The organism is Streptomyces sp. GSL17-111 (assembly GCF_037911585.1).
In the GTDB taxonomy this organism is placed as follows: Bacteria; Actinomycetota; Actinomycetes; order Streptomycetales; family Streptomycetaceae; genus Streptomyces.
Map to the genome: position 1 here is coordinate 2,970,088 of NZ_JBAJNS010000001.1, position 22,859 is coordinate 2,992,946.

The 22,859-nt window shown below is 75.0% G+C and carries 20 protein-coding genes; 15 read left to right on the forward strand and 5 right to left on the reverse strand.

The genetic code is table 11. The features are described 5' to 3' along the window. Positions 1-24 precede the first annotated feature (24 nt). Together V6D49_RS13240 and V6D49_RS13245 are read left to right on the forward strand one after the other, a co-directional pair. Positions 25-813 (forward strand): TrmH family RNA methyltransferase, encoded by a 789-nt coding sequence (locus V6D49_RS13240; protein ID WP_340559758.1) that lies wholly within the window; start codon positions 25-27, stop codon positions 811-813. An 82-nt stretch (positions 814-895) separates the two neighbouring features. After that, positions 896-1,456 (forward strand): Uma2 family endonuclease, encoded by a 561-nt coding sequence (locus V6D49_RS13245; RefSeq protein WP_340559759.1) that lies wholly within the window; start codon positions 896-898, stop codon positions 1,454-1,456. Between the two features lie 79 nt (positions 1,457-1,535). Here V6D49_RS13245 and paaN read toward each other — a convergent pair whose 3' ends face one another. After that, positions 1,536-3,230, reverse strand: a complete 1,695-nt coding sequence (gene paaN / locus V6D49_RS13250) for a phenylacetic acid degradation protein PaaN (protein WP_340559760.1) — start codon at positions 3,228-3,230, stop codon at positions 1,536-1,538. Between the two features lie 86 nt (positions 3,231-3,316). Here paaN and V6D49_RS13255 point away from each other — a divergent pair, with 86 nt between their 5' ends. The 4 genes from V6D49_RS13255 to V6D49_RS13270 all read left to right on the forward strand — a co-directional run bounded on the left by V6D49_RS13255 (position 3,317) and on the right by V6D49_RS13270 (position 8,243). Beyond that, positions 3,317-4,909 carry a 3-hydroxyacyl-CoA dehydrogenase gene (locus V6D49_RS13255; RefSeq protein ID WP_340559761.1) on the forward strand — a complete coding sequence of 531 codons (1,593 nt, stop codon included), beginning with the start codon at positions 3,317-3,319 and terminating at the stop codon, positions 4,907-4,909. Beyond that, complete coding sequence (locus tag V6D49_RS13260) at positions 4,906-5,490, forward strand: TetR/AcrR family transcriptional regulator (protein WP_340559762.1); 585 nt, start codon at positions 4,906-4,908, stop codon at positions 5,488-5,490. Before V6D49_RS13255 ends, V6D49_RS13260 begins: the two co-directional genes overlap by 4 nt. A 259-nt stretch (positions 5,491-5,749) precedes the next feature. Further along, positions 5,750-7,543, forward strand: coding sequence for a chitinase (locus V6D49_RS13265; RefSeq protein ID WP_340563965.1), 1,794 nt, complete (start codon positions 5,750-5,752; stop codon positions 7,541-7,543). 190 nt (positions 7,544-7,733) lie between these two features. Next, positions 7,734-8,243 (forward strand): GNAT family N-acetyltransferase, encoded by a 510-nt coding sequence (locus tag V6D49_RS13270; protein WP_340559764.1) that lies wholly within the window; start codon positions 7,734-7,736, stop codon positions 8,241-8,243. Positions 8,244-8,273: 30 nt separating this feature from the next. Here the strand turns inward: V6D49_RS13270 and V6D49_RS13275 are convergent, their stop codons facing one another. Continuing rightward, on the reverse strand, positions 8,274-8,756 hold the full coding sequence (locus V6D49_RS13275; RefSeq protein WP_445330519.1) for an Lrp/AsnC family transcriptional regulator: 483 nt from the start codon (positions 8,754-8,756) through the stop codon (positions 8,274-8,276). Positions 8,757-8,952: 196 nt separating this feature from the next. Between V6D49_RS13275 and pdhA the strand changes: the two genes are divergently transcribed. From pdhA to V6D49_RS13290, 3 genes are read left to right on the forward strand one after another with little or no spacing between them, the layout of a single operon-like run. After that, positions 8,953-10,128, forward strand: a complete 1,176-nt coding sequence (gene pdhA / locus V6D49_RS13280; RefSeq protein ID WP_340559766.1) for a pyruvate dehydrogenase (acetyl-transferring) E1 component subunit alpha — start codon at positions 8,953-8,955, stop codon at positions 10,126-10,128. Beyond that, complete coding sequence (locus V6D49_RS13285; protein ID WP_340559767.1) at positions 10,125-11,183, forward strand: alpha-ketoacid dehydrogenase subunit beta; 1,059 nt, start codon at positions 10,125-10,127, stop codon at positions 11,181-11,183. The genes pdhA and V6D49_RS13285 overlap by 4 nt, the downstream gene beginning before the upstream one ends. Then, on the forward strand, positions 11,183-12,565 hold the full coding sequence (locus tag V6D49_RS13290) for a dihydrolipoamide acetyltransferase family protein (RefSeq protein WP_340563971.1): 1,383 nt from the start codon (positions 11,183-11,185) through the stop codon (positions 12,563-12,565). Before V6D49_RS13285 ends, V6D49_RS13290 begins: the two co-directional genes overlap by 1 nt. Positions 12,566-12,646: 81 nt before the next feature. Here V6D49_RS13290 and V6D49_RS13295 read toward each other — a convergent pair whose 3' ends face one another. Continuing rightward, positions 12,647-14,290 (reverse strand): phosphodiester glycosidase family protein, encoded by a 1,644-nt coding sequence (locus tag V6D49_RS13295; RefSeq protein WP_340559769.1) that lies wholly within the window; start codon positions 14,288-14,290, stop codon positions 12,647-12,649. A 298-nt stretch (positions 14,291-14,588) separates the two neighbouring features. Between V6D49_RS13295 and V6D49_RS13300 the strand changes: the two genes are divergently transcribed. The 3 genes from V6D49_RS13300 to V6D49_RS13310 are packed head-to-tail and all read left to right on the forward strand — an operon-like array spanning position 14,589 to position 18,032. Next, a complete protein-coding gene (locus V6D49_RS13300) occupies positions 14,589-15,461 on the forward strand; it encodes an NTP transferase domain-containing protein (RefSeq protein WP_340559771.1) in 873 nt (290 codons plus the stop codon). Between the two features lie 22 nt (positions 15,462-15,483). Further along, a complete protein-coding gene (locus V6D49_RS13305; RefSeq protein WP_340559773.1) occupies positions 15,484-16,836 on the forward strand; it encodes a molybdopterin molybdotransferase MoeA in 1,353 nt (450 codons plus the stop codon). A 14-nt stretch (positions 16,837-16,850) separates the two neighbouring features. Continuing rightward, the gene (locus tag V6D49_RS13310; RefSeq protein ID WP_340559775.1) at positions 16,851-18,032 is read left to right on the forward strand and encodes a potassium channel family protein; all 1,182 of its coding nucleotides are present in this window, start codon (positions 16,851-16,853) and stop codon (positions 18,030-18,032) included. Between the two features lie 17 nt (positions 18,033-18,049). Here V6D49_RS13310 and V6D49_RS13315 read toward each other — a convergent pair whose 3' ends face one another. After that, the gene (locus tag V6D49_RS13315) at positions 18,050-18,652 is read right to left on the reverse strand and encodes a DJ-1/PfpI family protein (RefSeq protein ID WP_340559777.1); all 603 of its coding nucleotides are present in this window, start codon (positions 18,650-18,652) and stop codon (positions 18,050-18,052) included. 140 nt (positions 18,653-18,792) lie between these two features. On the opposite strand from V6D49_RS13315, the gene V6D49_RS13320 reads away from it, so the two are divergent. The 3 genes from V6D49_RS13320 to V6D49_RS13330 all read left to right on the forward strand — a co-directional run bounded on the left by V6D49_RS13320 (position 18,793) and on the right by V6D49_RS13330 (position 21,267). Continuing rightward, positions 18,793-19,770, forward strand: coding sequence for an NAD(P)H-quinone oxidoreductase (locus V6D49_RS13320; RefSeq protein WP_340559779.1), 978 nt, complete (start codon positions 18,793-18,795; stop codon positions 19,768-19,770). Positions 19,771-20,085: 315 nt separating this feature from the next. Continuing rightward, entirely contained in the window at positions 20,086-20,679 is a 594-nt protein-coding gene (locus tag V6D49_RS13325) for a hypothetical protein (protein ID WP_340559782.1), read from the forward strand. A 39-nt stretch (positions 20,680-20,718) separates the two neighbouring features. After that, entirely contained in the window at positions 20,719-21,267 is a 549-nt protein-coding gene (locus V6D49_RS13330; protein ID WP_340559783.1) for a bacterial proteasome activator family protein, read from the forward strand. A gap of 122 nt (positions 21,268-21,389) precedes the next feature. Here V6D49_RS13330 and V6D49_RS13335 read toward each other — a convergent pair whose 3' ends face one another. Next, positions 21,390-22,853 (reverse strand): dihydrolipoamide acetyltransferase family protein, encoded by a 1,464-nt coding sequence (locus V6D49_RS13335; RefSeq protein WP_340559785.1) that lies wholly within the window; start codon positions 22,851-22,853, stop codon positions 21,390-21,392. Between the last annotated feature and the right edge of the window lie 6 nt (positions 22,854-22,859).

The window sequence follows — 22,859 nt, forward strand, 5'->3', positions numbered from 1 at the left end:
CACGTCATCGTTACCCTTGCGCGGGTGAGCAGGGAGAACACTGTGGGTTTCGGACGCCCGGCGCAGGCCGAGGCGGCCGTCCGCGCCTGGCGGGCGGCGGCGGGCGACGCGGTGCTGCTCGACGGCTTCCACGCGGTGAAGCACGCCCTGCGCTTCGGGGCCGACGTCCACGCCGTCCTGACGCGGGACGCCGCCGGGCTGCGGGAGCTGGCCGCCGAGCTGGCGCCGGACGTCGCGGAGCGCCTGACGGCGGCGGCCGTCGAGGTGGACGGCGGGGTGCTGCGGACGCTCGTGCCGCGCCTGCACCCCACCGGCGTCGCCGCGCTCGCCGCCCGCCGCGACCGCGCCGCCAACCTGGCCGCGCTCGGCGCCCGGCCCCGGCGGGCGCCCGTCGTCCTGCTGGAGGACCCGCGCAACCTGGGGAACGTCGGCGCCGTCGTCCGGCTGGCGGCGGGGCTCGGGATCACCGGCGTCGCCACCACCGGGCCCACCGACCCGTGGCACCCGGCGGCCGTGCGCGGCGGGGCGGGCCTGCACTACGCCACCGCCGTCGAGCGGGTGGCGGAGGGCGCCCTGCCGCCCGGTCCGCTGTACGTGCTGGACCCGTCGGGCACCGACCTGCGCGAGACCGTCCTCCCCGACGACGCCGTCCTCGCCTTCGGCACCGAACGGCACGGGGTCTCGGCGGAGTTGCGGGCGCGGGCCGATCACCTGCTGGCCCTGCCCATGCGCCCGCAGGTCTCCAGCTACAACCTCGCCACCAGCACCGCCATGACCCTCTACCACTGGTGCGCCACCCGCCCACCCACCTGACCCGACGCCGCGCGCGTACGGTGGAGATCTGCCATGCTTCTTCCCGACACGGAGCGGAGGCCACGACGTGACGATGCCTGCCATGAGTGCACGCCCCGGCAATCTGCGCACCGTTGCCGAAGAGATCGAGCGGGCGACCGGTCTGCGTGTCGAGATTCTGGGAGGAAAGCTGGTGATGTCCCCGACCCCCCGGGGCAAGCACGCGGGCGTGATCCGGCGGCTGCGGAGGCAGCTCGAACCCGTGTTGCCGACGGGGCTGGGCGCGTACGAGGTGTCGTCCATCGCGTTCCCCGATGACGCGGACGACTACTGCACTCCCGACCTCGTCCTGCTGCCCGAGGAGTGGGACCAAGACGACGACTGGCTCGCGGACCCCCGTGACGTGGAGCTCGCGGTCGAGGTGATCTCCACCTCCGAGCGCGCGAAGGACATCGCCGGAAAGGGCGCGTGGTATGCCGCGGCGGGTGTCGGGCTGCTGCTGAGCATCGATCCGCGACGCGGCCTGTGGGCGCTGTACAGCCGACCCAAGGGCGGTGAGTACCAAGGGGTGTTGCACGGCGAGTTCGGCGAGGATGTGCCCCTGCCGGAGCCGCTCGGTGTGGTGCTGGACACCGCCGCTCTGCCGCGCTACGGCACGCCCTGAGGCTTCCGGTCGGACGCGGGCCCGCCCGCGCGGCGTGAGGGCGCGCGGGCGGGCCGGGGCTGCGTGGGGGCGGCGGGGGTCAGGCCTGGCGGCGGACCTCGACCATGCGGAAGCGCGGGGCGACGAACGCCGCGTCGCACAGCGTCGCGTTCGCGGCGGGGTTGCCGCCGGAGCCGTGGAAGTCGGAGAACGCGGCGGTCTGGTTGACGTACACGCCGCCGGTGAGGTTGAGGGAGAGCTGGGCGCACTCCTCCAGGCAGGCGTCCTCGACCAGGCGCTCCGTCGCGGCGTCCGTCGTGTAGGCGCCGACGGTCATGGCGCCCTGCTCGCGGATCGTGCGGCGCAGCAGTGCGACGGCGGCATCGGTGGAGTCGACGGCGACGGCGAAGGACACCGGGCCGAAGCACTCGCTGAGGTAGGCGGCCTCCGCGTCCGGCTTCGCGCCGTCCAGCTTCACGATGACGGGGGTGCGCACCGTCGCGTCGGGGAAGTCGGGGTGCTCGACCGTGCGGGAGGCGAGCGCCACCTCGCCGAGCGACGCGGCGGCGTCCAGCCGCTGGGCGACGCCCGGGTTGACGATCGCGCCGAGCAGGGCCGTGGCGCGGGCGTCGTCGCCGAGCAGCTTGTCGACCGCGCCCGCGAGGTCGGCGACGACCTCCTCGTAGGTCTTGGGTCCGGCGTCCGTCTCGATGCCCTGGCGGGGGATGAGCAGGTTCTGCGGGGTGGTGCACATCTGGCCGCTGTAGAGGGACAGCGAGAAGGCGACGTTGGCGAGCATGCCGCGGTAGTCGTCGGTGGAGTGGAAGAGGATCGTGTTGACGCCCGCCTTCTCGGTGAAGACCTGCGCCTGCCGGGCGTTGGCCTCCAGCCAGTCGCCGAAGGCGGTGGAGCCGGTGTAGTCGACGATGCGGACCTCGGGCCGCACCGCGAGCGTCTTCGCGATGCCCTCGCCGTCCCGCTCGGCGGCGAGCGCGACGAGGTTCGGGTCGAAGCCGGCCTCGGCGAGGGTCTCCCGGGCGATGCGCACGGTCAGCGCGAGCGGGAGGACGGCGCGCGGGTGCGGTTTGACGAGGACGGCGTTACCGGTGGCCAGGGAGGCGAAGACGCCGGGGTAGCCGTTCCAGGTGGGGAAGGTGTTGCAGCCGATGACGAGCGCCACGCCGCGCGGCACGGCGGTGAACTCCTTGGTCAGCTCCAGCGGGTCGCGCTTGCCCTGCGGCTTGCTCCACCGGACGGCGGTGGCCGGGGTGCGGGTCTGCTCGGCGTAGGCGTAGGCCACCGCCTCCAGGCCCCGGTCCTGCGCGTGCGGGCCGCCGGCCTGCATCGCCATCATGTAGGCCTGCCCGCTGGTGTGCATGACGGCCTGGGCGAACTCGTGCGTGCGCGCGTTGATGCGGGTCAGGATCTCCAGGCAGACGGCGGCCCTGGCCTCCGGTCCGGCGTCCCGCCAGGCGGGCATCGCGTCCCGCATCGCGGGCAGCAGCACGTCGACGTCCGGGTTCGGGTACTCGATGCCGAGGGGGAAGCCGTAGGGGGAGGTCTCGCCGCCCGTCCAGCCCCGGGTGCCGGGCTGGTCCAGCTCGAAGCGCGCGTCGCGCAGCGCGTCGAAGGCGGCCTGGCCCTCGGCGGGGCCGAGTGAGCCGTTCTCGCCGTAGGCCTTCGGATGTTCGGGGAACGGTGACCAGTACGCCCGGGTGCGGAGGGTCTCCAGAGCCTGGTCGAGTGTGGGACGGTGCTGGTCGATCAGCTGCCTGGCGGTGAGCGCGGTGGTCATCGAAGACCAACTCCTCGTCGAGCTGGGCGCGGGCTTGCGGACACCGTTAGAGTAACCGAACGATCGGTCGGGACAAGGGGGCTGAAATGGCCAGCGTGGAGAACGCGCCGGACGCGGGGACCGTGGCGGTCGTCGGGACGGGAACGATGGGCCAGGGCATCGCCCAGGTCGCGCTCGTCGCCGGGCACCGGGTGCGGCTGCACGACGTGGCCCCCGGCCGCGCCGAGCAGGCCGCCGAGGCCGTCACCGCCCGGCTGGACCGGCTGGTGGCCAAGGGCCGCATGACGGCGGCCGAGCGCGACGCGGCGGCGGGCCGGCTGCACGCCGCCGAGGAGCTGGGCGACCTGGCCGACGCCGCGCTCGTCGTGGAGGCCGTCCTGGAGGACCTGGGTGCCAAGCAGCTGCTCTTCGAGGCGCTGGAGTCCGTCGTCGCCGACACCTGCCTGCTCGCGACGAACACCTCCTCGCTGTCCGTGACGGCCATCGCGGGCGCGCTGCGGCGCCCCGGCCGGTTCGTGGGGCTGCACTTCTTCAACCCCGCGCCGCTGCTGCCGCTGGTGGAGGTCGTCAGCGGCCACGCCACCGACGAGGCGACCGCCGTCCGCGCCGTCGAGCTGGCCGCCGCCTGGGGCAAGACCCCGGTGCGCTGCACCGACACCCCCGGCTTCATCGTCAACCGGGTGGCCCGGCCCTTCTACGCCGAGGCGTTCCGGCTGCTGGAGGAGCGCGCCGCCGACGCCGCCACCCTCGACGCCGTGCTGCGCGAGAGCGGCGGGTTCCGCATGGGGCCGTTCGAGCTGACCGACCTCATCGGGCAGGACGTCAACGAGGCCGTCACCCGCAGCGTCTGGGAGGCGTTCTTCCACGACCCCAAGTTCACGCCCTCGCTCGCGCAGCGGCGGCTGGTGGAGGCCGGGCGGCTCGGCCGCAAGTCCGGTCACGGCTGGTTCCCGCACGGCGAGGCGGCGCAGGACGCGGCGGGGGCGGCGGGCGGTACGGCGGGGGCCGCCGACCGGCCCGCCCCGCACACCGCCCCCCGGCACCCGGCGCCCCGCCAGGTCACCGTGCACGGCTCCCTCGGCCCCGCCGCCGTCCTGCCGGAGCTGCTGGCCGACGCGGGCATCGGCGTCGTCCCGGCGGACGCCGTCCGGACCGCCGTCGTCCCGTCCGCCCCGGTCGATGACGAGGAGGGGCGCGGCCACCTCGCCTTCCCCGGCGGCGCCCGGCTGCGCCTGGCCGACGGCCGCGCGCCCGCCCCCGGCGAGATCCACTTCGACCTCGCCCTCGACTACCGCACCGCCACCCGCATCGCCCTGGGCTGCGCCGACGACGTCCCCGAGGCCGACCGGGCGGCGGCGGCCGGGCTCTTCCAGGCCCTCGGCAAGCAGGTCAGCGTCATCGAGCCGGTGCCCGGCCTCGTCGTCGCCCGCACGGTGGCGATGCTGGCCGACTTCGCGGCCGACGCCGTCGCCCGGGGTGTGGCCGGGGAGGCGGACGTCGACACGGCGATGCGGCTCGGCGTGAACTACCCTCGCGGCCCCCTGGAGTGGTGCGACGCCCTCGGCGCGGGCTGGGCCGCGTCCGTCCTGCGCGGCCTCCACGCCGCCCACCCCACCGGCCGCTACGCCCCCTCCCAGGGGCTGCTGCGCCGCTCCGGACCGGCGGGGGGACAATCGTGACCATGGCCCGCCGTGACACGTACACCCCCGACACCCTGCTGGCCGTCGCGGTGCGCGTGTTCAACGAGCGCGGTTACGACGGCACGAGCATGGAGCACCTCTCGAAGGCCGCGGGCATCTCGAAGTCGTCCATCTACCACCACGTGCGCGGCAAGGAGGAGCTGCTGCGGCGCGCCGTCGCCCGCGCGCTCGACGGGCTGTTCGGCATCCTCGCCGAGCCCGGCGCGACGGACGGCCGGGCCGTCGAGCGGCTGGAGTACGTCACGCGGCGGACGGCCGAGGTGCTGATGGCCGAGCTGCCCTACGTCACGCTGCTGCTGCGGGTGCACGGCAACACCGACACCGAGCGGTGGGCGCTCGCGCGGCGCCGGGAGTTCGACCAGCAGGTCGCGGAGCTGCTGAAGCAGGCGGCGGCCGAGGGCGACCTGCGGACCGACATCGACGTGCGGCTGGCGACGCGGCTGCTGTTCGGGATGATCAACTCGATCGTGGAGTGGTACCGGCCCGAGCGCGGCTCCGCCGCCCCCGAGGTGTCCGCCGCCGTCGTCCGGATGGCCTTCGCCGGCCTCCGCGTCACCTGAGTCACCTGAGTCGCCTGACGAGCTGACCGACCTTTCCGACCTGCCCGAGCCGCCCGAACCGCCCGGTGTCCGGCCGTCGTCCGCCGGTGCCGGGCGGTGTTCGGTACGGGTGACGCGGGGCTGCGCGAACCCTTGACACCGTAATTGGTCTGGACCAAATTCCGCTCTCGGCACCCGTTTCCCGAGCCCGGAGGCAGTCGTGAGCCGCTTCAGACGTTCCAGGGGCACCGCGCGCCCGCCCGCCCGTCCCCGCCGCCGGCTGCGGGCCACGCTGCTCGCCGTCGCGCTGGCCTGCGGCGGTCTCACCGCCACCGCGCAGAGCTCCCAGGCCGCCGAGGCCGAGCTCCTGCGCAACGGCGGGTTCGAGTCCGGCCTGGACGGCTGGCGCTGCCCGGCGGGCAGCGCCGCGCCCGTCTCCACGCCCGTGCACGGCGGCACCGCCGCGCTGAAGGCGACGCCCGGCGGCGGCCACCACGCCGAGTGCGCGCAGACCGTCTCCGTGCGGCCGGACTCCGCGTACACGCTGAGCGGCTGGTTCCAGGGCTCCTACGTCTACCTGGGCGCCCGGGGCACCGGCACGACCGACGTCTCCACCTGGACGCCCTCCGCGAGCGACTGGACCCGGCTGTCGACGACCTTCACCACCGGCCCCGACACCACCTCGGTCACCGTCTACACCCACGGCTGGTACGGCACCCCCGCCTACCACGCCGACGACCTCTCCCTCACCGGCCCCGGCGGCGACCCGGGCGACCAGCAGCCGCCCGCCGTCCCCGAGGGCTTGGCCGCCGGGTCGGTCACCTCCTCCAGCGTGACGCTCACCTGGGACGCCGTGCCGGGCGCGACCGGCTACCGGCTCTACCGCAACGGCGAGTCCGCGCGCACGACCACCGGCACCTCGGCCACCGTCACCGGCCTCACCCCGGAGACCGCCCACACCTTCGAGGTCGCGGCCACCAACGCGTACGGCGAGTCCGCCCGCTCGGCGGCCGTCACCGTCACCACCGGCAGCGGCGGCGGGGGCGGCGGCGGGGAGCTGCCCGAGCACGCCCTCGTCGGCTACCTGCACGCCAGCTTCGCCAACGGCTCCGGCTACACCCGCATGGCGGACGTGCCCGACTCCTGGGACGTCATCAACCTCGCCTTCGGTGAGCCCACGACGCCGACCTCGGGCGACATCCGGTTCGACCTGTGCCCGCGCAGCGAGTGCCCGGAGGTCGAGACCGAGGAGGAGTTCGCGGCGGCGATCAAGGCAAAGCAGGCCGCCGGGAAGAAGGTGCTCATCTCCATCGGCGGCGCCAACGGCCAGGTCCGGCTGGAGACGCCCGCCGCCCGCGACGCGTTCGTCTCCTCCGTCGGCTCCATCATCGACCGGTACGGGCTCGACGGGCTCGACATCGACTTCGAGGGCCACTCCCTGGCCCTGGACGCCGGCGACACCGACTTCCGCAACCCGACCAGCCCCGTCATCGTCCACCTGATCTCGGCACTGGAGACCCTGACGGCCGAGTACGGCGAGGACTTCGTCCTCACCATGGCGCCCGAGACGTTCTTCGTGCAGCTCGGCTACCAGTTCTACGGCTCGGGCCAGTGGGGCGGGCAGGACCCGCGCGCGGGCGCCTACCTGCCGGTGATCCACGCGCTGCGGGACGACCTCACGCTGCTGCACGTCCAGAACTACAACTCCGGTCCGATCATGGGCCTGGACGACCGGCACCACACCATGGGCTCGGCCGACTTCCCCATCGCCATGACCGACATGCTGCTGACGGGCTTCCCCGTCGCCGGTGACCAGGACGCCTTCTTCGCTCCGCTGCGCCCCGACCAGGTGGCCGTCGGTCTGCCCGCCTCGTCGCACGCGGGCAACGGCCACATCGGGCCCGCCGAGGTGACCCGGACGCTCGACTGCCTCACCCGGGGCACCGACTGCGGCTCCTACCAGCCGCACGGCACGTGGCCCGGTATGCGGGGGCTGATGACCTGGTCGATCAACTGGGACGAGTTCAACGGCCGCGACTTCTCCCGCACCTTCGACACCTACTACGGCAACTGACCGCTTCCCGGCGGAAAGCGAGCGGGCACCGCGCCCGCACGTGCGAGAATGCGCCTCAGCCAGGAAGCCTCCCCGGCACGGACGCCCGCGTCCGTGCCGGGGAGGCTTCTTCGCGTTCCGCCTCCTGCTCCGCGCGGGCTTCCCCCGGCACGGGACGTCCGCCGATCGCCCGCCTCCCGGAAGGGGCCCCGTGTCCGAGACGTCCGTCCGCCTCGCCGACAGCACCGACCGTCCCACAGTGGAGCGACTGTGGCTGCTGTTCCGCCACGACCTGTCGGAGTTCGACGGTCACCTGCCCCGCGCCGACGGGACCTTCGACGACCACCGGCTCCGGTTGGCCTTCACCGCACCCGGCTGGGCGCCCTACCTCCTGACGAGCGCCGCCCGCCCCGCCGGCTTCGCGTTCGTCCGGGGCCTCGACGCGCCGACGCGCGTGCTGAACAGCTTCTTCGTGGTGCGCGGCGCGCGCCGGACGGGGATCGGGCTGCACGCCGTACGGGAGATCGTGGCCCGGCACCCCGGCCCGTGGGACATCGCGTTCCAGGACGCCAACCGGGCCGCGGCACGCTTCTGGCGCCGCGTCGCCACGGAGCTCACCGGTGACGCGTGGACGGAGGAGCGCAGGCCGGTGCCGGGGCGGCCACAGCTGCCGCCGGACGTCTGGATCTCGTTCAGCGCCCCGGCCACGCCCCGCGCCTGAGGGCCGGGCCGGAACGCCTCCGCCCGGCGCTCAGGGCGTCGGGTGGAGGTCGGTCTCCTCGAAGACCAGCAGCGTGCGCGTGCTGAGGACCTCCGGGATCGCCTGGATGCGGGTCAGCACCAGCTCCCGCAACGCGCGGTTGTCGCGGGTGTGGACGAGCAGCAGCACGTCGAAGTCGCCGCTGACCAGGGCGATGTGGGTCGCCCCCGGCAGCTGTTCGAGCTGGGCCCGCACCGTGCGCCAGGTGTTCTGCACGATCTTGAGCGTGACGTAGGCGGACGCCCCCTGGCCCGCGCGCTCGTGGTCGATGCGGGCGCTGAAGCCCCGGATCACGCCGTCCTCGACGAGCCGGTTGATGCGGGCGTAGGCGTTGGCGCGCGAGATGTGGACACGGTCGGAGACCGCGCGGACCGAGGCCCGGCCGTCCGTCTGGAGGATGCCGAGGATCTGCCGGTCCACCGCGTCCAGCGGCCGGGCGGGAAGCCCGGTGTCGGCCATCTGTTCATCCGCCACGGCGTGTGGCCCTCCCTTTCTGGACGTCCGGCGCGGTCCGGCCGCCGGGGGCGGCCATTCGTCCACAGCGCGGTACCACCTGTAGCCAGAATGCACTCCGGACCGAACAATCGGTAGGGGAGAGACCCCGGTCACTTCCGTGGCCACCGCCACCCCCCCGAACGTCCGCCCCCGAACCACCGGAGGTGCGCCCGACATGACGGTCACCGCGCAGACCGGCGCATACCGCCCTGCCCCGCCCCCACAGTGGCGGCCGCTCACCGACGCGGCGCCCCTCCTGCCGGACGAGCACCCCCACCGCGTCCTCGGAACCGGCGCCGAGCTCGACCCGGCGCTCATGTCCGAGCTGTACACCCAGCTGGTGAAGGGCCGCCGCTACAACCAGCAGGCCACGGCCCTGACCAAGCAGGGCCGGCTCGCCGTCTACCCGTCCTCCACCGGACAGGAGGCGTGCGAGGTCGCCGCCGCCCTCGTCCTGGAGGAGCGGGACTGGCTCTTCCCCAGCTACCGGGACACCCTCGCCGCCGTCGCCCGGGGCCTGGACCCGGCGCAGGCGCTCACCCTCCTGCGCGGCGACTGGCACTCCGGGTACAACCCGCTCGAGTGCCGCATCGCGCCGCTCAGCACCCCGCTCGCCACCCAGCTCCCGCACGCCGTCGGCCTCGCGCACGCGGCGCGGCTGCGCGGGGACGACGTCGTGGCCCTCGCCCTCGTCGGCGACGGCGGCACGAGCGAGGGCGACTTCCACGAGGCGCTGAACTTCGCCGCCGTCTGGCAGGCCCCGGTCGTCTTCCTGGTGCAGAACAACGGCTTCGCCATCTCCGTGCCCCTGGCCAAGCAGACCGCCGCCCCGACGCTCGCCCACAAGGCGGTCGGGTACGGCATGCCCGGCCGGCTGGTGGACGGCAACGACGCGGTGGCCGTGCACGAGGTGCTGGCCGACGCGGTGGACCGCGCCCGGCGCGGCGGCGGGCCCACGCTCGTCGAGGCGGTGACGTACCGGATGGAGGCGCACACCAACGCCGACGACGCCACCCGCTACCGGGGCGACGCCGAGGTCGAGGCGTGGCGCGCCCACGACCCGGTGGCTCTGCTGGAGTCCGAGCTGACGCAGCGCGGGCTGCTGGACGAGGACGGCATCGCCGCCGCCCGGGAGGCCGCCGAACGCATGGCCGCCGACCTGCGGGACGGGATGAACGCGGAGGCCGAGCTCGACCCGATGTCCCTGTTCGACCACGTGTACGCCGAGCAGACCACCCAGCTGCGGGAGCAGGCCGAGCAGCTGCGGGCCGAGCTGGCGGCGGCCGACGAACACGACGCACACGACGAACAGGCCCAGCAGGCCCAGCACGGACAGGAGGACGGCCGATGAGCACGGCGGCCACCCGCCGACCGGCGGACGCCACGCGGGCCGCCGCCCGCAAGCCCACGCCGCTCGCGCAGGCGCTGAACCGCGCGATGCGGGACGCGATGGCCGAGGACCCGGCCGTGCACGTGCTCGGCGAGGACGTCGGCACCCTCGGCGGCGTCTTCCGTGTCACCGACGGGCTGGCGAAGGAGTTCGGCGACGACCGCTGCACGGACACGCCGCTGGCCGAGGCCGGCATCCTCGGCGCCGCCGTCGGCATGGCCATGTACGGGCTGCGCCCGGTCGTGGAGATGCAGTTCGACGCGTTCGCCTACCCGGCGTTCGAGCAGCTCGTCTCGCACGTCGCCCGGATGCGCAACCGCACGCGCGGCGCCCTGCCCATGCCGATCACCGTCCGGGTGCCCTACGGCGGCGGCATCGGCGGGGTGGAGCACCACAGTGACTCCTCCGAGGCGTACTACATCGCCACGCCCGGCCTGCACGTCGTCACCCCGGCGACGGTGGCCGACGCCTACGGCATGCTGCGCGAGGCCATCGCCTCCGACGACCCCGTCGTCTTCCTGGAGCCCAAGCGGCTCTACTGGTCCAAGGACGACTGGGACCCGCAGGCGCCCGCCGCCGTGGAACCGATCGGGCGGGCCGCCGTCCGGCGCACCGGCACCTCGGCGACGCTCCTCACCTACGGCCCCTCCGTGCCCGTGTGCATGGAGGCCGCCGAGGCGGCGACGGCCGAGGGCTGGGACCTGGAGGTCGTCGACCTGCGCTCCCTCGTGCCGTTCGACGACGAGACGGTCACCGCGTCCGTGCGGCGCACCGGGCGGGCCGTGGTCGTGCACGAGTCGGGCGGCTTCGGCGGGCCCGGCGGGGAGATCGCGGCGCGCGTCACCGAGCGCTGCTTCCACCACCTGGAGGCGCCCGTCCTGCGCGTCGCCGGATTCGACATCCCGTACCCGCCGCCGATGCTGGAGCGCCACCACCTTCCCGGCGTCGACCGGATCCTGGACGCTGTGGACAGGCTCCAGTGGGAGTCGCGGTGGACGGAAGGGAACGGACGCTGATGCCCGAGGTGCGCGAGTTCACTCTGCCCGATCTGGGCGAGGGGCTGACCGAGGCCGAGATCACCCGGTGGCTGGTCGAGGTCGGGGACGTCGTGGCCATCGACCAGCCGGTGGTCGAGGTCGAGACGGCGAAGGCCATGGTGGAGGTGCCCTGCCCGTACGGCGGCGTGGTCACCGCCCGGTACGGCGCGGAGGGCGACGAGATCCCCGTCGGCACCCCGCTGGTGACCGTCGCCTCGGCACCGGAGGAAGGGGACGGGAAGCCCGCCGTGAACGGTGTGGAGGTCGTCGACGGCACCCCCGCGCCGTCCGCGCAGCCCGCAGCGTCCGCCGCGTCCGGAGCGAAGGAGGGCTCGGGGAACGTCCTCGTCGGCTACGGGACGAGCGAGGCGCCGCGCCGGCGCCGCCGGGCGCGCCCGGCCGCCCCCGCTCCGGCCCCCGCGCCGACGCGCCCCCGCTCCGCGCCCCGCGCCCCCGCCACGCGGGCGGGCGACCCGGCGGACGCCCGGACGGGCGCGCCCCTCGCCGTCATCTCACCGCTCGTGCGCCGCATCGCCCGCGAACACGGCATCGACCTGCACACCGTGCCGGGCTCCGGCCCGCAGGGGCTGATCCTGCGCGCCGACGTCGAGCGCGCCGCCGCCCGTCCCGAGCCGGCCGCCGCCCCGGCCGCTTCCGCCCCCGCGGCGGAGCCGGAGGGCGAGCGGGTGCCCCTCAAGGGCGTGCGGGGCGCCGTGGCGGACAAGCTCGCCCGCAGCCGTCGCGAGATCCCCGACGCCACCTGCTGGGTCGACGCCGACGCCACGGAGCTGCTCGCGGCCCGCCGGGCCATGAACGCCGCCGGGCCGAAGATCTCCCTCCTGGCGCTCCTCGGCCGGATCTGCGTGGCCGCGCTGGAGCGCCACCCCGAGCTGAACTCCACCGTGGACACCGAGCGGCGCGAGGTCGTCCGGCTCCCCGCCGTGCACCTCGGCTTCGCCGCGCAGACGGAGCGCGGGCTGGTCGTGCCCGTCGTCAAGGACGCCCACCGGCGCAACGCGCAGGGGCTGACCGACGAGCTCCAGCGGCTGACGGACGCCGCCCGCGAGGGCCGGCTCTCCCCGGCCGAGCTGACGGGCGGCACGTTCACCCTCAACAACTACGGCGTGTTCGGGGTGGACGGCTCGACGCCGATCATCAACCACCCCGAGGCGGCGATGCTCGGCGTCGGCCGGATCGTGCCGAAGCCGTGGGTGCACGAGGGCGAGCTGGCCGTGCGGCACGTCGTCCAGCTCTCGCTGACCTTCGACCACCGCGTCTGCGACGGCGGCACGGCCGGGGGCTTCCTCCGGTACGTCGCCGACTGCGTCGAACACCCCGCCGTCCTCCTGCGCACCCTCTGACCGACCGAGCTGACCGACCGAGCTGACCGACCGAGCCGGCCCGCACCACCCCGGCCGTCGTCCGCGACGGCCGGGGGCGCGTCAGGGCAGCACCAGCAGCGCGTCCGCCACGGGGCGTTCCCCCGCCGCGTCGCTGGGGCTCGACACGAGGGTGCCGTCCACGGCCATGGCGGCCGAACCGCCCCCGTCGAGGTTGACGGCGTCCACCGCGCCGAGCGAGCGCATCACCTCGGCCGTCTCGCCGATCGTGAGCCCGACACCGTGGTCCGGCTGATCGCCGTCGGCGGTCATCAGCAGCAGACGTCCGTCCGCCGTCACCCCGGCGGCGCTGCGGGCCTTCCGCCGCAGGTACCACTCGGTGAACCACTCCGCCCGGTCGGTGGCCGCGATGTCCCGGGGGCTCCAGCCGTCGCGCTCCGGATCGAGCGCCACGGCTCCGTCCCGAAGGAGCAGCGGCCCGCCGTTGACCACCGAGGTCCCGGCCGACCTGGGCAGCACCTTCCCGGTCCCGACGTCCACGACGTCCTCGGTGACGCTGACGGTCGACCCGACGGCGACGTGGCGCCGGAGCCAGGTCGCGGAATCACCGGTCGCCCGCAGCACCAGGCCGTCCGCCGGTACCGGTCCGCCACCGTTCTCCCGCGCCCCGGTCACCCGGCCGTCGCCGTCCAGGACGACCTGGTAGCCCTCGCCCCCCGGTGCCTGCGCCCCGAACTCCGGCGTGATCGCGATCAGTTCGTGCGCGTTGCCGCACGTCCAGTCATGGGCGGGACGCATCAGGGGTGTCTGCTCGCCCACCCCACCGCAGTTGACGATCAGACCGGGTACGCGGTTGAGGCCCGTGACCTCGCGCGAGGCACCGGCGACCCGGACCGACAGCCGGGTCCGCAGGCGCCGGATCGTCGCCTCGGCGCCCGAGCCGTCGGGCAGGACGAGGGCGGGCCGCCCGTTCACGGCCTCGGACAGCAACTCGCCCCTGATCACGGAGACACCCGCGAGGTCGCCCTCCGTGCCGGCGATCCCCTGTCCGGGGCGATCACGTTCGCCGAGCACGAAGAAGCCGCCGTTGACACCGGCGAGGGCTCCGGTACGGCTGACGAGAGAGGTCACGGTCTCCCGGCCCGCCACGGTCCCCGCCGCGAGCTCCGCCGTGAGACGCCCGTCGAACTCCTCCGGGTCGATGACGAGCACGTGGACCGACCACGGCCCCGTGGCGACTCGTCCGTCCCCGCTGGTGTGCTGCTGCTTGGTGCGCACCCCCGCTTCCGCCAACTCCTCGCGGACCTCGTCCGCCTCCCCCTCACCGGCGTACGCCCCGACGCGCACGAGCGTCCCCGGCCCCGTGCCGTCGCGGCGGCCGGGATCGGCACCGACCACCTCGCTCAGCACCGGGGTGTGGCCGGCCTCCCGTACGCGTCGTCGCAGCTCGGCGACCTCCGCCTCCGAGGTGCCCAGGCCCACGGTGAGCGTCCAGTGCTCGTCGGGTGACGCGTCGCCCCGGCGGATGGCGAGGTGTTCGACGCCCGGCGCGAGGGGCGTGACGGTGCGGTGCTCCGCCAGGTCCGCCGGGCCCAGGGGGAGGTGTCCGGGGGCCCGGTCCCGTCCGTCGTCCGTGGCGGTGCCGGGCACGCCGGTGAGGACGAGCAGCGTGACCACCGTGACCACCGTGATCACGGTCAGGCCCAGGGTGACGGCGGCGCGACCGGTGCGCCGGTTCCCGGTCACCGTCGGCCCGCACCGCACGCGACGGCGTCCCGGTGGCGGGGTGCGGCGGCAGGGCCGGACGGAACGGGAGGACACGACGGCATCGCCGAGGCCGTGGTGGAAGGGAACAACCTCATCAAGCCCTCGTCGTCGTACCGAGCCGGTGGGTGCCGAGCGCGGTCGGCCGGACCGGTGCGCCCCCGCCCAGCGCGTCCCGCGCACGCCCGAGTGCGCGCCCGGCGCACGGTGATCGCGGGCCTGCGCCCGTCGCAGGATAGCCCGGAGCCCCGAGCCCCCGGTGTCGCCGTACCCTCTAGGCGTGGCAGCTGCATACGACGTGGTCGTGTTGGCCGGTGGGGGCGCGCGGCGCCTGGGGGGCGCGGACAAGCCCGCCGTCACCGTCGGCGGACGCACCCTGCTGGACCGCACCCTGGCCGCCTGCCCGGACGCCGCCCGCACCGTCGTCGTCGGCCCCCGCAGGCCCACCGTCCGGCCGGTGACGTGGACGCGCGAGGCCCGCCCCGGCGGCGGCCCGCTCGCGGCGCTCGACGCCGGACTGCGGCACGTCACCGCCCGGACCGTGCTGGTGCTCTCCGCCGACCTGCCCTTCCTCGCCCCGGACACCGTCCGGGGGCTGCGCGCCGCGCTGGCCGGGGACCCGGCCGCGGAATGCGCGCTGGCCACCGCGGACGGCCGCGACCAGCCGCTCCTGGCCGTCCACCGGGCCGAGCCGCTGCGCCGCGAACTGGCGCTGCTCGCCACCGAGCACGGCCGCCTGGACCACCTGCCCCTGAAGCTCCTCACCGCCGAGCTCGCGGTGCGCCGGGTGCCGACGGACACCGGCGCCGACTGCGACACCTGGGAGGACATCGCCGCCGCCCGCGCCCGCATCAGGGAGCATGGGCGTGTGCTGGATGAATGGACCACCGCAGTCAAGGCGGAGCTCGGCCTCGAACTCGACGTCGACATCACCGCCGTCCTCGACCTCGCCCGGGACGCCGCCCACGGCGTCGCCCGCCCGGCGGCACCCCTGACGACGTTCCTCGTGGGCTACGCCGCCGCCCGCCAGGGCGGCTCGCCGGAGGACATCGCCGTCGCCGTCCGCAAGGCGGCGGCCCTGGCCGACCGCTGGAACGAGGAGGCGCCGGGCGGCCCGGGCACCTCCCCCGGCTCCCCACCCCCCGCCGGCTGACGGCACAGAGCGCGAGGCCCCCATGACCCCTCCTTCCCACCCCCGGACGCCCGCGATGGATGACGACTTCGACGACGCCCTCGCCCTGGCCAACGGCACGGCCGGGCTCGACGCCGCGCTGAGCCCCCGCCCCGGCGGCGCGTCCGGCGGCGGCCCGCCGGGCGCCGCGCCCGAGGGCGGCCGACCCTCCGGCGGCCCCTCCCGGCCCGCCGCCGTCAGCTGGGCGGAGGCCCGGACGGCGGCCCGGTACGCCGCCCGCCCCGGCGAGCCGGTCGAGCTGCCGCTGCCCGAGGCGCTGGGCCACGTGCTGGCCGAGCCCCTGCCCGCCCTCACCGACCTGCCCGCCTTCGACACCTCCGCCATGGACGGCTGGGCCGTCGCCGGCCCCGGACCGTGGGCGCTGGAGGACACCGGGCCCGGCGTCCTCGCCGGTGACACCCCCGAGCGGCTGCCCGACGGGCACGCGGTGGCCATCGCGACGGGCGCCCGCGTCCCCGAGGGCGCCACCGCCGTCCTGCGCAGCGAGCACGGCTTCGCGGGCGGCGGTCGGCTCACCGCGCCCGCCACCCCGCCGCACGGCGGCGACATCCGGCCGCGCGGCCAGGAGTGCCGCACGGGCGACCTGCTGCTGCCCGCCGGGGCCTTCGTCACCCCGGCCGTGCTGGGGCTCGCCGCCGCCGCCGGGTACGACCGGCTGACGCTGACCCGCCGCCCGCGCGCCGCGGTCCTCGTCCTCGGGGACGAGCTGCTGACCGAGGGCGTCCCCGCCGACGGCCGGATCCGCGACGCGCTCGGCCCCCTCGTCGCCCCCTGGCTGGCGGAGCTGGGCGCGGACGTCGTCGCCACCCGGCACCTGGGCGACAGCGCCTCGGCGCTGCGTGACGCACTCACCGGCGGCGACGCCGAGGTGCTCGTCACGACCGGATCGACGGCCGCCGGGCCCGTGGACCACCTGCGCCCCGCGCTGCGGGAGCTCGGCGCGATGTTCGTCGTCGACGGCGTCGCCGTGCGGCCCGGTCATCCGATGCTGCTCGCGGCGCTCCCCGACGGGCGGCACGTCGTCGGGCTGCCCGGCAACCCGCTGGCCGCCGTCTCGGCGCTGCTGACGCTCGCCGACCCGCTGCTGCGCACCCTCGCCGACCGCGACCCGGAGGCGGGGCCCGGCCCGGCGCGGCTGGCCGAACGGGTGCAGGGCCACCCCGAGGACACCCGGCTCGTGCCCGTCTCCCACCGGCGCGGGACCGCGACGCCGCTGCGTTTCCACGGCCCGGCTATGCTCCGGGGGATCGCCTCGGCCACGGCCCTGGCGGTCATCCCGCCCGGCGGCGCCGGAGCGGGCGCCCCCGTCCATCTGCTCGGCCTGCCCCGGAACTGACCGGTGACCCTTCCATGAAGCTCGAGAACCCGCTCACGGCGCGCCGGAAGCGGATCGCCTACGCGGACGAGTACACCTTCCGGGTGCAACTCCCCCGGCAGCTCACCGGTCCGCTGCTCCAGGTGGCCAAGCGGCTGCTCATGGCCCACGTCGTGCTGCTGATAGCGGTCGCCGTCGTCTACCTCGACCGCGAGGGCTACGCGGACAACGCGGGCGGCGGCATCACCCTGCTCGACTCGGTGTACTACGTCACCGTGTCGCTCTCCACGACCGGCTACGGCGACATCTATCCCACCTCCGACACCGCGCGGATGCTGACGACCTTCGTCATCACCCCGCTGCGCGTCGCTTTCCTGATCATCCTCGTCGGCACCTCGCTGGAGGTGCTGACCGAGCGCACCCGCCAGCAGTGGCGGCTGTCCCACTGGAGGTCCACCGTGCGCGACCACACGGTCATCGTCGGCTTCGGGACGAAGGGCCGCTCGGCGGCCGAGACGCTGCTCGCGGCCGGTGCGACGAAGGAGCAGATCGTCGTCGTGGACCCGAGCGCGAAGGTCATCGACGCGGCCAACGCCGACGGGTTCGCCGGAGTCGTCGGCGACGCCACCCGTTCCAGCGTCCTGGAGCGGGCGCGCATCGACCGGGCCCGGCAGGTCGTCATCGCCACCCAGCGCGACGACACGGCCGTCCTCGTGACGCTGACCGCGCGGCAGATCAACCGGCAGCTCAACATCGTCGCCTCCGTGCGGGAGGAGGAGAACGTGCCGCTGCTCAAGCAGTCCGGCGCGGACTCCGTGGTCACCAGCTCCGGCGCGGCCGGACGGCTGCTGGGCCTGTCCCTCATCAGCCCGAGCGCGGGCCAGGTCATGGAGGACCTCATCCAGACCGGCATCGGGATGACGCTGGCCGAACGCCCCGTCACCAAGGCCGAGGTCGGACGCTCGCCGCGCCAGTGCCCCGACCTCGTCCTCGCCGTCATAAGGGGCCACCGGCTGCTGCACTTCGACGAGCCGGCCGCCGCCGCGCTCCAGCAGCAGGACCGCGTCGTCGTCATCCGCCGTTCGCAGGAGGAGCAGCCGGTGAGGAAGCTGCGCAAGGGCGACGAGGACGACACCGGCGAGCTGCGCAACCCGCCGAAGATGCAGCCCGCCGCCAAGCGGGACTGGCAGTCCCCCCGCGACGACCTCGGGCAGTGACCGCCGTCAGCCCCGCCTCACACCGGCGGCTCGGGGTCGTACTGGATGCCCCTGCGCACCTCGCGCGCCCGCTCGGGGGAGGCGAGCCGCGCCACGAGGTGCAGGGCCATGTCGATCCCGGCCGACACCCCTGAGGCGGTGACGAGGTCGCCGTCGTCGACGAAGCGCTCGTCGGGCCGCACCTCGACCGTCGGGTCCAGCTCCGCCAGCGTCGGCAGCGCCTGCCAGTACGTCGTTGCCCGCCGCCCCGCCAGCAGCCCCGCCGCCGCGTAGACGAGGGCGCCCGTGCACACGCTCGTCAGCAGCGGCACGGTCGCGCGCTGCTCCCGGAGCCAGGCCAGGTGCTCCTCGTCCTTGAGCATCGTCCGCGTGCCGTCGCCGCCGGGGTACAGCAGCACGTCGAGCGGGGGCGCGTCGGCCAGGGCGTGGTGCGCCTGGACCGTCAGGCCCTTGGCACAGGTCACCGCGCCGCCCTCCTCCGAGAAGGTGAACACCTCCCAGCCGTCCTCCGGATAGATCCGCGTCCAGTGGGACAGCACCTCCCACGGTCCGAAGGCGTCGAGTTCCTCCACCTCGGGGAACAGCAGGATGCCGATGCGGCGTGTCGTCTCTTCGCTCATACCCGCCATCATGCCGGGCGGCGCTCCGCGACCCGGCGGGCCCGCCGTCGCGGAACACCACCCGGGTGACCACGAGTCCGTCGGCGACCCGACACGTCGCGATCACCGGACCGCCGCGCGCAGACGGTAGCGTCGTGCCCATGCGTGCGATCACGATTCCCGAACCCGGTGGTCCCGAGGCGCTGGTGTGGGCCGAGGTGCCCGATCCCGAAGCGGGCGAGGGGGAGGTGCTGATCGACGTGGCCGCCGCGGCCGTCAACCGCGCCGACCTGTTGCAGCGTCAGGGCCTCTACCCGCCGCCTGAGGGAGCGTCACCCTACCCCGGTCTGGAGTGCTCCGGGCGGATCGCCGCCGTCGGGCCGGGTGTCGTGGGGTGGGCCGTGGGCGACGAGGTGTGCGCGCTGCTGAGCGGCGGCGGGTACGCCGAACGCGTCGCGGTGCCCGCCGGACAGGTGCTGCCGGTTCCCGAGGGCGTCGACCTCGTGACGGCGGCGGCGCTGCCGGAGGTGACCGCCACCGTGTGGTCCAACGTCTTCATGGTCGGCAACCTGCGGCCGGGCGAGGTCTTCCTGGTGCACGGCGGGGCCAGCGGCATCGGCACCATGGCCGTCCAGCTCGCCAAGGCGGTCGGCGCGAGGGTGGCCGTGACCGCCGGGACGAAGGAGAAACTGGCGCGCTGCGCCGAGCTGGGTGCCGATATCCTCGTCAACTACCGGGAGCAGGACTTCACCGAAGAGGTGAAGGCGGCGACGGACGGCCACGGCGCCGACGTCATCCTCGACATCATGGGCGCCAAGTACCTGAAGCCGAACGTGGCGGCGCTCGCCGTCAGCGGGCGCATCGTGGTCATCGGGATGCAGGGCGGCGTCAAGGGCGAGCTGAACCTCGGCGCGCTCCTCGCCAAGCGTGGGGCGATCGCGGCGACGAGCCTGCGCGGCCGTCCCGTCGCGGAGAAGGCGACGATCGTGGCGGCCGTCCGCGAGCACGTCTGGCCGCTCATCGGCAGCGGCCGGGTGCGGCCCGTCGTGGACCGCACCGTGCCGCTGGCGGACGCCGCCGAGGGCCACCGGGTGCTGGAGGGCGGCGAGCACGTCGGGAAGGTCGTGCTGGTGAGGTGAGGGGGAGCCGATGGTGCCCGAGGCGCGTCGCGGGCCGAAAGGGGCGCGCATGTGGGTGCGTGCGCCGGGGCACACGCCCCTGGAGCGACGGGAACGCACGCCGTCGGAAAGCGGCTTCACGTCACGCGGTCGTCACTGAGCGTGGAAGTTCCCGCCCAAGGTGCCGGACGTGAGCCGACGTGTGACGCTGGTCACTGGTCAGTGTGAAGGGCGGGCTCACCGAGCCGAAAGGGCTGCATGGGCTGCAGGGGGCGCACGGACCTCATGGGATGTACGGGACGTATGGGACGCACGGGGCGAGAGGGGAGTCACGCAGTGAAAGCGCACGCCGTGGGCCTGCTGGTCGGTGCCGCCGTCCTGCTGCCCGTCCCCGCCCTCGCCGAGAGCCCGGGCCCCGGCCAGGAGGCGGAGCCGAGCCGACCTCCGGGCTGGGTCCTCCCCGAGGAGGACGGCTACCGCTTCTCCCCCGAGCCGGGGGTGGGCCCCGACGGGCCCCGACCACCCGGGCACGTGTCGCCCTCGCCGACGGCACCCGAGCCCACCGGCACGCCGTCCGGTTCCCCCTCAACCGATCCCGGCAGCCCGTCACCGAGCGCGCCCGAGCCCGCCTCGCCCGCGCCCGAGGAGCAGCCCGCCGCCGACCGGAGCCCCGCGCCCCAGACGGTGTCCCGGGCGCCGGCCCACCCGTGGGTCCCGCTGCCGGAGCGGCCCGCGGAGACCTTCGGCACCTACGACCTCTACGCCGACTACGCGGAGGAGGCCGAATCCGCCGACGGGACCGCCCCCGTCCGGCAGGCCGCCGCCCCGCCCGTCGGCGGACCCGTCCTGCCCGTCCTCTCCCTCGGCGCCGGCATGGCCTCGGTGGGCCTCGGCCTGGCCTTCCTCGGCCTGCGGCTGCGTCGGCGGTAGCGCCCCCGGAAGCCTGCGGACGCCGTGCAGAATGGACCCATGACACAGCCGACGAACGAACAGCCGCAAGACCGTTCACACGTCCTGGTGGTCGGCCCGGACGGCATGGCGCTCAGCACCCCCGGCGGCGGCGAGGGCGACGAGGAGTCGCGCGAGGTACCCATCACGGAGATGGTCGAGCAGCCCGCGAAGGTCATGCGCATCGGCAGCATGATCAAGCAGCTTCTCGAAGAGGTGAAGGCCGCCCCGCTCGACGAGGCGAGCCGCGCCCGGCTGAAGGAGATCCACCACAGCTCCGTCAAGGAGCTGGAGGACGGGCTCGCGCCGGAGCTCATCGAGGAGCTCGAGCGCATCTCGCTCCCCTTCACCGACGACGTGGTGCCGAGCGACGCCGAGCTGCGCATCGCGCAGGCCCAGCTCGTCGGATGGCTCGAAGGGCTCTTCCACGGCATCCAGACGGCCCTGTTCGCCCAGCAGATGGCCGCCCGCGCGCAGCTGGAGCAGATGCGGCGCGCCCTGCCGCCCGGCGCCGTGCCCGAGGACGCCGCCGAGCGCGGCCCCGGACGCTCCGGCGGCCCCTACCTCTGACGCTCTGACGCGGCCGACGGCCACCCCCGGCCGTCGGCGCCCCGAGCCGTCCACGGCCCGAACCGCCCGCAGCCCGCCCCCGATGGTCCGGGGACGGGCTGCGGTGCGGGGTGCGCCGGGGCTCAGCCCCAGGTGATGAGGCGCTTGGGGCGCTCCAGGACGGCCGCCACGTCCGCCAGCACGCGGGAGCCCAGCTCGCCGTCGACCAGCCGGTGGTCGAAGGACAGGGCCAGCGTGGTGACGTGCCGGGGCTTGACCTTCCCCTTGTGGACCCACGGCTGGAGCTTGACCGCGCCGAAGGCGAGGATCGCGGACTCCCCGCGGTTCAGGATCGGGGTGCCGGTGTCGACGCCGAACACGCCGACGTTGGTGATCGTCACCGTGCCGCCCTGCATGTCGCCGGGGGACGTCTTGCCCTCGCGTGCCGTGGCGATCAGCTCACCGAGCGCCCGCGACAGCTCCGGCAGGGTCTTGGCCTGCGCGTCCTTGATGTTCGGCACGATCAGGCCGCGCGGGGTGGCGGCGGCGATGCCCAGGTTGACGTAGTCCTTGTAGACGATCTCCTGGTTCGCCTCGTCCCACGTCGCGTTGACGTCCGGGTGGCGGCGGATCGCCGTCAGCAGGGCCTTGGCGACGATCAGCAGCGGGTTGACCCGCAGCCCCGCCATGTCCGGGTCCTGCTTGAGCTCCTCGACGAGCCGCATCGTGCGGGTGACGTCGACCGTGACGAACTCCGTCACGTGCGGCGCGGTGAACGCGCTGGAGACCATCGCCGCCGCCGTCGCCTTGCGGACGCCCTTGACCGGCACCCGGCGCTCCCGGATGGCGGCCATGGACTGCGGCTCCACGGCGGGGGCCGCAGCGGGCTCGGCCGCGGCCTGTGCGGGCGCCGCCGCCGGGGCCTCGGCCTGCGCCGGCGGTGCCGCCGCCGCGTGCACGTCGTCCCGGGTGATGGTGCCCTCGGGCCCGGTGGGGGTGACGCGGGCCAGATCCACGCCCAGGTCCTTGGCCAGCTTGCGCACCGGCGGCTTGGCCAGCGGACGGGTGGCGGCCGGGGCCGTCGGCGCGTCCGGGGCGGGCGCCCCGGGGACGGTGCCGTTCAGCTCGGCCTGGAGCGCGTCGGCCGCGCCCTGCTCCGGCACGGCCGCCGCCTGCTTGCGGGGCCGCCGCTTGGTGGACGAGGCGGACACCCCGTAGCCGACGAGCACCGGCTGCCGCTTGCCCTCCTCCGGCGCCTCCTCGGCGGGCTCGGCCGGTGCTGCCGGAGCGGCCGGTGCGGCGGGCTCGGCTGCGGGTGCGGCCGGGGCGGCCTGGGCCGGGCCCGCCGACGGGTCGGTGTCGACGGTGATGATCGACGTCCCGACGTCCACCGTCGTGCCCTCGCCGAAGTGCAGCTCGCTGACCGTCCCGGTGAAGGGGATGGGCAGCTCGACGGCGGCCTTGGCCGTCTCGACCTCGCACACGACCTGGCCGTCGGTCACCGCGTCACCGGGCTTGACGTGCCAGGACAGGATCTCCGCCTCGGTCAGGCCCTCGCCCACGTCGGGCATCTTGAACTCGCGGAAGCGCTGCGCGTTCGCAGTCATCGTCAC